The sequence below is a fragment of the Maribacter sp. LLG6340-A2 genome, from assembly GCF_045057105.1.
In the GTDB taxonomy this organism is placed as follows: domain Bacteria; phylum Bacteroidota; class Bacteroidia; order Flavobacteriales; family Flavobacteriaceae; genus Maribacter.
Window position 1 is genome coordinate 2314073 of the sequence record NZ_CP159332.1, and the last position, 10836, is coordinate 2324908.

At 38.3% G+C, this 10836-nt stretch carries 7 protein-coding genes; 1 reads left to right on the forward strand and 6 read right to left on the reverse strand.

The window, feature by feature from the left end; all coding sequences use genetic code 11:
- Nucleotides 1–218: 218 nt before the first annotated feature.
- The 6 genes from ABVM52_RS09775 to ABVM52_RS09800 form a co-directional block, all read right to left on the reverse strand.
- Nucleotides 219–1850 (reverse strand): carboxylesterase/lipase family protein, encoded by a 1632-nt coding sequence (locus ABVM52_RS09775; RefSeq protein ID WP_405379986.1) that lies wholly within the window; start codon nt 1848–1850, stop codon nt 219–221.
- A gap of 179 nt (nt 1851–2029) precedes the next feature.
- A complete protein-coding gene (locus tag ABVM52_RS09780; protein WP_405379988.1) occupies nt 2030–3451 on the reverse strand; it encodes a purine-cytosine permease family protein in 1422 nt (473 codons plus the stop codon).
- Between the two features lie 13 nt (nt 3452–3464).
- Complete coding sequence (locus tag ABVM52_RS09785) at nt 3465–4616, reverse strand: alpha-hydroxy-acid oxidizing protein (RefSeq protein ID WP_405379990.1); 1152 nt, start codon at nt 4614–4616, stop codon at nt 3465–3467.
- Between the two features lie 8 nt (nt 4617–4624).
- On the reverse strand, nt 4625–5995 hold the full coding sequence (locus ABVM52_RS09790) for an FGGY-family carbohydrate kinase (RefSeq protein WP_405379992.1): 1371 nt from the start codon (nt 5993–5995) through the stop codon (nt 4625–4627).
- Nucleotides 5996–5998: 3 nt separating this feature from the next.
- The gene (locus ABVM52_RS09795; protein WP_405379994.1) at nt 5999–7279 is read right to left on the reverse strand and encodes a sugar isomerase; all 1281 of its coding nucleotides are present in this window, start codon (nt 7277–7279) and stop codon (nt 5999–6001) included.
- Nucleotides 7280–7347: 68 nt separating this feature from the next.
- Complete coding sequence (locus ABVM52_RS09800; RefSeq protein WP_405379996.1) at nt 7348–9444, reverse strand: bifunctional aldolase/short-chain dehydrogenase; 2097 nt, start codon at nt 9442–9444, stop codon at nt 7348–7350.
- Nucleotides 9445–9644: 200 nt separating this feature from the next.
- On the opposite strand from ABVM52_RS09800, the gene ABVM52_RS09805 reads away from it, so the two are divergent.
- The gene (locus ABVM52_RS09805; RefSeq protein ID WP_405379998.1) at nt 9645–10691 is read left to right on the forward strand and encodes a GntR family transcriptional regulator; all 1047 of its coding nucleotides are present in this window, start codon (nt 9645–9647) and stop codon (nt 10689–10691) included.
- The last annotated feature ends 145 nt before the right edge of the window (nt 10692–10836 follow it).

A 10836-nucleotide genomic window follows, 5' to 3' on the forward strand; every position in this document is an offset into this window, starting at 1 on the left:
AGAATTAGGAAAACGAATACGGTTCCTATACAACCACATTTTCCACCTCCAATTTTCTTTGCGCCATACCAAGCGCCAATAATTTGAATTAATTTTTTCATAGGAGCAATTTACGTGTTTTGGAGGTCACTTTTACAACAAAAAGTAACTCAAAAAAGAATTGGTTTTGGCATAACTTGTAACGAAAGCCAAAACCAATATATCTTTTAAAATGGATATTAATTGTTCTTGTAAGCTTTGTCTAAAAACTCATAGCGCTCATCATTTTGGGCTTTTATCAGTTTGCTTTCTGTATCAATGACCATAACAGCGGGGTTTTTGTCGTTTGGCTTTACCGCTTCCCAATTTGGTAGACCTTTACCGTTTGGGTTTCCGGTTTTAATAAAATTAGCAAAATAGGTCATCATATCTTTAGATACCTTAAAATCATCCGCTGTCCAGGCATAATCCTTTACCAAATGTAAGTTGCCCATGCAGTATTCAATTTCACAGGCATGTGGCGCTCCAACAGCTTTTGGTGCCGGTGGATTATCAGACCCTTGTTCTGAGGTACCGCCTGCTAAACCAGAAACAAGGGAGGTGTCAACTAACGGAGGTCTCAGCTTGCTATACAGATAGCGGTATACTGGCTGGTCGCTATTTTTTCTATGAAGATCGAACCATTTCCATGTACTGTAGGATATAAATCGGTCAGAGGCTAATGCCGTGGCCGATAATTCAATTTCTTTTTCAGAACCATAAGGGTACAGTTCCAATACCTTTTTATATTCTTTAGGGTAAGCGTCTTTTACCTTATTTACATAATTTTCTTCTGTGTAAGGACCTTGAGTAAATGCTAAACCTGGTATTTCTGCGGAATTCCACCCTAATAATAAAGGAACCATTGCCTGTTCTTTGTTTTCAAAGATTTCAGGAAGTGTTTTTGGTAAAAAATATCCATCTAACACGGCAGGGAAACCAAATCTTTTTGTTGAATTATAAAGTTCATACACTTCTCTGGTACTTAACTTACGTAATTCTGCAAGTGTGGGGTAGCCAATACCCTTTGCAAAATCTAGACCTATTTCTTCCGCTTCCTTTAAGGATACGGGAGGCAATGTTGGGTCAATACCAGCGCCACTTTCTCCAATGGCACCCGCGATGAGGTTTTTAGACAAGGGCGATGCCATTTGTTGACTAACACCAATAGAACCTGCAGATTCACCTGCAATGGTCACTTTATTAGGGTCTCCCCCAAAGGAAGCAATATTCTTGTTCACCCACTTCAAAGCAGCATTTTGGTCTAATAACCCATAATTTCCAGAAGCCTTATAGGACGCTTCGTCACTCAATTCTGGATGTGCCAAAAATCCAAATACATTTAAGCGGTAATTGGTGGTGACCACAACTATTCCTTCTTTGGCCATGCTTTCCCCATCATAGCGTGGTTCAGAGGCATCACCGGCAACATTACCACCTCCATAGAAATAGACTAAAACGGGCAAATTTTTTGTATCCATTTTAGCAGGGGTCCAAACATTGAGGTATAAACAATCTTCGCTTACTCCGTTTGATCTTGAATTCATATCGCCAAATACAATAGTTTGCATTGGTCTAGGGCCAAAAGATTTGGTTTCTTTTACCCCTTCCCAATTATTTAAAGGCTGTGGTGCTTTCCAGCGTAATTCACCAACGGGCGGTTTTGCAAATGGAATTCCAAAATAACGTTGTATACCGCTATGGGTATCATAATTACCTTCTATGGTTCCGTTTTCAATGTCCACTTGAACAGGAAAAGAATTGGTTTCTTGTGCCATACCTAAATTAGAGGCGAGTACTATCGTAAAAAAAAGAAGTTGAATATTTTTCATTAAATATATTTTCTATTGTCTCATTATGTAACAATAATACATTTAATTTTTTAAATATTTGACAATCTGACGTCTAAATTAATTGTCAGCCAAATCTTGAAGTATGAAACGGGTAACATAAAAAAAGGAACGATACTATGTTTAGCATCATTCCTTTTTTTAATATTGTCTTAGTACAATTAGTTGGGAGTTACCTTTTTCTGAGTGTATTTGCTCAATATTAGAAATAAAAGACCGCACAACAACCAAGCTGGTAAGGTTACAAATGAAAGGAAGACATTAAACTGAATGGAGATAAAATAGAATATCCCAAAACTAATGCCCCATGCCAATAAAACCGATTTGTTGAATTTTATATTGGCTACTTCAGCATAATTTTGAACTATGCCAGCCTGCTTATGAAAGAAATGTTCAAATACAATGACTGCACCCACAGGAGCCAAAATAAAGCCATATAGTGCTACAAAATCCAATAACTTCATAGCAAAAGCAGGGAACAGTCCGGCAATGGTGGCAATAGAACCTGCTAAAATGGTTACCCAAAACGTTGAGGTTTTTGGCATTATGGCTTGAAAAGCCAATCCTGCCCTATAAATAGTAGGGTTTGCAGTGGTCCAACCCGCCAATACTACGGCTATGATTCCAAAAACACCAATGGCATTATGTGCTAGCGGACCTGGCGCCACGTTAGGGGCCTCACCTTGTGCCAATAATGCTTGAGCCTCTGGACTTTGAACGTATACTGCATAGATTAATGCTGCCGCTATCCAAGCCATGTAATGGCCTACATACATTCCGGCCGCGGTAGTCCATCCAGAACTTGCTTTTTTTGCAAATCGGAATACGGAAAGATCGGACATACCAATGTGCATTGCCGCATTGGCAAACCATGACCAAAAGAAAACATGCCAGAACGTATATTTTATTTGGCCGGGAAATGGGTCGCTACCTTCTCCCCAAATATTCCAAAAATCCTCAAAACTACCTACACCCAATTGTTGTAAGGCTACAATACCACAAGCTAAAAAGGCCAATACAATTATTGGGGACATCCAGTTTGCAGCTTTTGATACGGTGTCATATCCTTTGGAAGCAATTAATGATATTACGGCACCAATAACCAATACTATGATCACCCAAGTAGGACCGTTGGGCATGGTATCGGTCAATTTGGGCATTTCCATATCAAAAGGTATACCAACCGCCGTTGCGGATACTGTAATCATGGCACCTGCTAAAAAACAGAACAATATACCGTTGGCAAGGTTATACCCAATTACTAACTTTTTACCACAAATTTTTTCCAGTTGGTAGTATAAGGTCAATCTTCTTTTGACCGCTATTTCAGAAGTTAGAAAACGCCATGAAAGTACAGCCATTAAATTACCAAGGAGAAGACCAATAATTAAATCAAAGGCACTTACACCGGTAGTTAGGAACAATGGGCCAATAACAAACTCGGTACCGGCCGCATGCTCCCCCGCATACATGCCCAAAAAGCTTTTCCAACTTTTAAGGTTAGATTGGGGTACGGGTTCTCTTTCAAATTCGCCACCGGCCAATTTTTCTATAATTTCTTCTTCTTGGTGATTTTGGCTCATGGTGGTCGTTGGTTTATTTGGTTAATAAATGTTTTGGTAAATCCTCTACGCGCTTACAGCATAGTTGGTCCATTACCTGTTTAAATTGTGTTTTTAACATACCTATGGTATGGTCTCCGCCTTTGGCACCTAAGGCACCTGTTCCATAGACAAAAGAACGGCCCATAAAAGTAAATTTTGCGCCACATGCCATGGCACGGGCAATATCTGGACCTGAGCGCAAGCCACTGTCCATCATAATTTCTATTTGGTCGCTATATTTGGCGGTAATTTCCTGTAAAGATTTAATGGTAGATTCTGCGGCATCTAACTGTCTGCCTCCATGGTTGGATACGATAATACCATCAAAGCCCATACGTATTGCATCTTGTGTATCTTGTTCTGACGCCACACCCTTTAATACCAATTTTCCTTTCCATCTATCACGGATCGGTTTTATTTTTTCTTCGTTTAATCGACCGGAAAAAGTCTGGTCCATAAACGCTCCCAATTGCCTTAAATTTAGACCCTCTGGAGTATATGGTTTTAGCGTTTCAAAAGTAGGTTGGCCATATTTTAAAGTGTTGAAGGCCCAATTTGGTTTCCCTAGTATTTGAAGGATGTTAGATACCGTCATTTTTGGGGGCAATGCTAGCCCATTTCTAAAATCCCTTGGGCGATAACCAAAGGTGGGCACATCGCATAGCAATACTAAAACAGGGCAACCTGCAGCTTCTGCCCTATCAATTATACTATCCCTAATGGCATCATCTACCGGATTGTACAATTGAAACCATGCATTGCCCTCCGTTAATTCGCTGGCTTTTTCAATATCCATCGTGGTAACCGTACTAAGTATGAACGGAATATTATGATTATAAGCGGCCTTTGCTAAGATTGCCGGTGTATTGGGCCACATTAACCCCTGTAAACCAACGGGGGCAATACCAAAAGGCGCATCAAACTCCATACCCATAACTTTTGTCTTGGTAGAGCAGGTACCTTGGTTTCTTAAATATCTTGGTTGTAATTGAACGTCTCTAATTTCTGATGTATTTCTGGTTAGACTTACGTCCTCGTTACAACCTCCATCCAAATATTCAAAAGCGAATTTAGGTATCCTACTTTTTGCCTTTTTCCTTAAATCATCTACAGAAGGATAATCCGAATTGAAACTCACTGCCATAATTTTTCTTATTTTATAATGAACGGTACATGTTTTTTTAAACTGTAATTTTTTTTCAAAAACTTGGAATTCAGTTTACTATCGGAAATTGCGATGGCTGCACCTAAAGCTGAGCCCAACGACGAATCCGTAGTTCTTAATTCCATGTTTCTTAAATAATGGGATAGCAATTTAATGTAAACATCATTATCACTAAAACCTCCGTCAATATAAAGTTTTTCTATGGGTTCATTACCTGCGGCAACTTTAATACTTTCTACTTGTAATAAAACCAATTCTATCATTAAATGATGATAGGCATGTTCAAAATTATCATAGGGTATTTTGGTTTCACTTGGCATTTCAGTTGTGATAAACCCTTTCCATTTAAATAATGGTGCAAAATCTTTTATAATCTCAAAATAGGTGTCGCTATTGAATTTGACCGTTTTGTGGTACGCACCATCTACATTGAAAAATTCTGATAATTCCTTAACCTGTAAAGTGTATTCATTACCGAGAAACAATCGTGCGGATTTTACTGGTTTACCATTAATACGCATATAATAGATACAGTTTTTATCTAAATCTTCCTTAGATAATAATGTATCAGTAAACGGGTTCAGGGCAATGCTCCAAGTTCCCGTAGACACCAAAATAAATTTCTTCTTTACACTTCTTACATAGGGTAACAATGCTGCGGAACTATCATGTATACCAACCCCAATTTTTATACGCTTGCCATTGTAGTTCATGTTGATGCTGGTCTCCGTAGAAACTATGGGCGGTAATATTTTATGCAATTTTTCCTTATAGACCCATTGGTGATAATCTTTTTTAGAAAAATCCCAAAGGGCCGTATGGCAACCAATACTCGTATATTCACTAATGGGTATGCCGGTAAAAATATAACTTATGTACTGCGGTAAATGTAAGGAGTACCTAATTTTTTTAAACAGCTCTGGTTTGGTGTGTTTTAACCAATAGAGCTGCATACCGGAATTGAGCATGCCGTCATTAGAAGAGCCTGTAGCTAAGGCTATATGTTCCTCTGGGCCATATTTTTCAAAAAAAGCCTCGGTAATTTTAGTGTCTAAGGGTTTGGTGTAATTGTATAAAGGTGCAACTACTTCTCCATGTTCATCTAAATGAACCAAACTGGCCCCATACGTGGAGAAATTAATGGCGGTAATATTATATTTTTCTGATTTTAAAATCCTATCAAAGACATTTTTAAGCCAATTTTGCAGTGTTTTTAGGTCCTCTGTTGCATGGCCGTCTTCATCTAAAATAGTATCAAAAGAGGTATACTCCCTATATACTTCTTGATAATCTACATCAAAAAGAAAAAACTTTTTATTGGTCTTACCTATGTCAAATATGGCGGTTACTTTCTTCATGTGCTATAATCCGGTAGCAACGGAATTCATACCTCTTTCTTTGATCAGCGATTCCCTAACTTTTAACGAACGATAGGTTTTTAATGGGTCTAAAGCACCTCCGCTCAACATTCTTGCCTTTGCCAATAAAGGGCGTACATCTGTTCTGTAGGCATTTTGTAATATTTCTTGACAAAGCGTAACATCATTTCTGGACTGTGCCGCCTGTAATTCTTCTTGGTCCACTAACAGTGCCTTAGCATACGCTTCTTGTATTGCCTCTAACGACTGCAATAAATCTTCTAATGGGTCCTTAATATTATGGCTGGCGTCTATCATCCATGCTAAATCTGGGTTTTGAGGATTATTCTCCATACCAAATACCAATTCATTGAAGATCAAGAAAAGTGCATAGGGTTTTACACTACCTACCGTACTATCGTCATCACCATATTTGCTGTCGTTAAAATGAAAGCCACCTAGTTTGCCTTTCAACATAAGGGTAGATACAATCTGCTCAATATTGGTATTGGGAAGGTGGTGACCTAGATCTACCAAGGTATACGCCTTTTCCCCACACGCATTTGCCAACATGAAACTGGTACCCCAATCTTGAATTACCGTACTGTAAAAATTAGGTTCATAGGGTTTGTATTCAATAAACATTTTCCAATCTTCAGGCAATGCGGTATAAATACTTTTTAAGCTATTTTCTGTATGGGTCAAGGCCGATTGAAAATTACGCTGACCTGCAAAATTAGAGCCATCTGCCAACCAGACCGTTAAACTTTTTGAGCCTAGTTTTTCACCAATATTAATAACATCTATATTATGTTGAATAGCCTGTTCCCGTACCGATGCATTTAAATTGGAAAGCGATCCAAACCTATAACTTTCTTTGGCATCTTTTTGATCTTGAAAGGTATTGGAGTTTACAGCATCGAACACAAGGTTGTTAGCATTTGCCAATTCCTTTATGGCATTGTAATCCTGTGGAATGTCCCAAGGAATATGCAATGAGACCGCACCTGCAGTTTTTGTCAAGGCATGCAAAATACCTACATCCTCTATTTTTTGTTCCAGGGAAGCGGGTTCGCCAAAAAAACCGAACCTACCAAAACGGGTACCACCGGCACCCAATGCCCAACTGGGAATAGCGACTTGAAAATTAGCCAGCTTTCTTAGGATTGCATTGACATCTTTGTCCTGTTGGTCTAATTGTTCTGACAAGAAATTAAAGTGATCGGTATGGTGCTGCTCTGCCCTTTTATTTTCCGATAGAATTTGATCTTTATCTAGTTGCATAGAAATTTGTTTTAAAATAGACCTGTTGGCTTACTAAACCAACAGGTCTGCACTCACTCACTCAATTACTATCTTACGAATGCATTGGCCATTCCGCCATCTACATTTATGATGTTTCCCGTAGATTTATCCAAGATGCCTACTAGTGCAAAAACACCATTGGCAATATCTGCAGGATATATAATTTCATTCAATAGATTTCTTTTTGCATAGTGTGCGGGTAATTCTTCTACACTAATGCCATAAGCCTTTGCACGACCTTCGGCCCAGTCACCTTCCCAAATTTTACTACCTACTATTACGCCATCTGGGTTTACTACGTTGACCCTTATCTTATCCGTAGCCAATTCTGCCGCCAAAAGGCGCGACATATGTTGCTGTGCGGCCTTGGCAGTACCATACCCTACATTATTAGGACCGGAAACCAATCCGTTTTTACTGGCAATGTTTATGATATCGCCACCTAAATCCTGTTTGCGCAAAATAGCAACACCTTGTTTAGCTAATTCAAATTGTCCTTTTACCAGTACATTTTGTAGAATGTCCCAATCGGCATCTAATGTTTCTGTCAACGGTTTTGAAATGGCCAAGCCCGCACTGTGGACAATGATATCTATACCACCAAAATCCAAACAAGCTTTTTTATAGGCTTGAGCAATGGATTCACTTTTTGTCACATCACAAACAGCGTAGCTTGCAACATCACGGGCATAGGTGCCTACAGCTTCTTGCAATCTATCTTCCGCAATATCACTTAATACCACATTTGCGCCTTCTTCTGCCAATTTATCTGCAATGGCCTTACCAATACCGCCACCAGCACCTGTTATAAAGGCAACGCGCCTTGAAAGCGGTTTTTCTTTTGGCATGCGCTGTAGCTTGGCCTCTTCTAGCAACCAATATTCAATATCAAAGGCTTCTTGTCTTGGTAAAGAAGTATATGCCGAAATAGCTTCCGCGCCACGCATGACATTTATAGCGTTAACGTAAAACTCATTGGCGACCCTAGTGGTTTGTTTGTTCTTTGCAAAACTGAACATACCCACGCCAGGATATATAATGATTACAGGGTTGGCATCACGTATTGCCGGACTATTATCTTTCTTACACGTGTTATAATAATCTTTATACTCTTGCCTGTATTTTTCGAACAATGGATTCAATTTGTTAAGAATGGCATCGGTATCGCTTAAATCTTCATCGGTTTTTAAATCTAATACTAAAGGCTGGATCTTGGTACGTAAAAAGTGATCGGGACAAGAAGTACCCATTGGGGCCAAACGTGCTAAATCATTACTGTTTATAAATTCAAGAACTACATCGTTATCATTAAAATGTCCGATCATTCTTGCTTCAGATGAACATAACCCACGTAATAATGGCATTAATTGGGCCGCTTTTTCTTTTCGCTCATCGGCAGGTAGGGAGGTTACTTTTTGTCCGCCAAATACACTTCCTTTTTCCTTGATCTTTTTTTCGATATATTCTGAGGCCATTTCAATAACCTCTAAACTATTTATATACGACTCGTACGAAGTATCTCCCCATGTAAAGAGTCCGTGGCTGCCTAAAACAATACCGCGAATTCCTGGATTTTCATTTAAACATTTCTCTAACTGAAGCCCTAAATCAAAACCTGGTCGCTGCCAAGGAACCCACCCCATGGTATCTCCCCAAATTTCTTTAGTAACCTGTTCGCTATCTTTAGCGGCGGCTACCGCAATTAAAGCATCTGGGTGCAGATGGTCTATATGTTTAAAAGGAAGCAGACCATGTAAAGGCGTATCAATAGAAGGTGCTTTACTGTCCAGGTCATAAATACAGTGGTTAAAGAGGCCCACCATACGGTCCTCATCTTCCAGGCCACCATATACATTTTTCAAGTCGCGCAATCTTTCGGTATACAACCCTGCAATACCTGCTTTGGTCAATGTACCTATATCTCCTCCGGAGCCTTTTATCCACATTACCTCAACATCTTCATTGGTCAATGGATCTTTTTCTATGGTTTTACAACTGGTATTGCCACCTCCGTAGTTCGTAATTCTTAAATCTGCACCTAATATATTAGAGCGGTATAGAAACAGGGCAACTTGGTCATCACCTAGTTGAGCGGCTTTTTCTTCATCCCAAAGGTAATTAACGTGTTTAAAGTTTTTTTGCATCTTGGATTGCTTAGTGTTATTATGATTAATTCAAAGATAGGAGAACAAGTTTTTTTAGCTGTCCTGTAGTGTTATGGTACTTAATTGATGTTGATGACTATTTTTATACTTTATTTAATATAGGATTCATATTATTCTATTTAGTTTTCACAAAAATTATCTTAAATAGGTTAAACTGTTAATTTTCCTTATTCCATAGAATGGCCGAGCACTTGAATATAATCATAAATGAAACTTCTAGAGTACCTAAATACAAGCAAATTGTAGAATCTATCATTGCGGACATTTCTAAGGGCAAATTAAAAATAGGTCATAAAATACCTTCAATCAATGAGTTGAGCGAGTATTGTGATCTATCTAGGGATACCGTAGAAAAGGCTTATAGGGAATTAAAGAACAGAAAGGTCATTGTATCGGTTAAAGGAAAAGGTTTTTATACGGCCAAAACGGATCTAATCTCCAAAATCAATATTTTCTTTTTAATCAACAAGCCTAGCTCGTATAAAATGCGAATTTACAACTCCTTTGTAGATGGTATTGGGGTAGATGGGCATGTTACTTTATCTATTTACCATTGCGATGAAACCCTTTTTGCTTTGGAAATCCAAAAGAACTTGGGGTCATTTGACTATTATGTCATTATGACCCATTTTAAGAATGAAAGGCTAGAACATGTTAGTTTTACAGATGATACCTTAAAAGAACTGGAACGTATACCAAAAGATAAATTAATCATTCTTGATAATGATAAACCCCAAATTAAGGGTAATTATGGCGCTATCTATCAAGATTTTCAAAATGATATTTATAATGCCTTGATTGAAGGAATTGAAAGGTTAAGAAAGTATGATAAGCTTATTCTGGTCTATCCGCAAAAATCTGTTTTTCCATATCCCAGAAGAATTTTAAGGGGCTTTGTCCAATTTTGTGGACAGCATAATTTTGACCATGAAATTTTAGATGAAATCTATGAGGACATGGAATTGAGCAGTAGAGATGTTTACATTACTATTGAGGAAATGGACTTGGTGAAATTGGTACAGCAGGTAAACGCTAAAGAGTTGACTTTAGGCAAGGATATTGGCATTATTTCGTATAATGACACCCCGTTAAAAAGTCTATTGGGTATTACCGTTATCAGTACAGATTTTAAGACCATGGGAGAAACTGCAGCCTATATGGTGCTAAAGAATAAAAAAGAGAAGGTGAAGAATGTGTTTAAATACATTGAACGCAATTCTGTTTAATACTTTAATTGCGTATTGAACATTACCGTATAGTACAGGATGGCATTTTTTTAAATACCCGGTATTTTTAGAAAAAATAAACCATTGCCAGTTTCATACGTACATTTTTTAGTAAAGAAAATTATCCTGATATTAACTGTTCTGC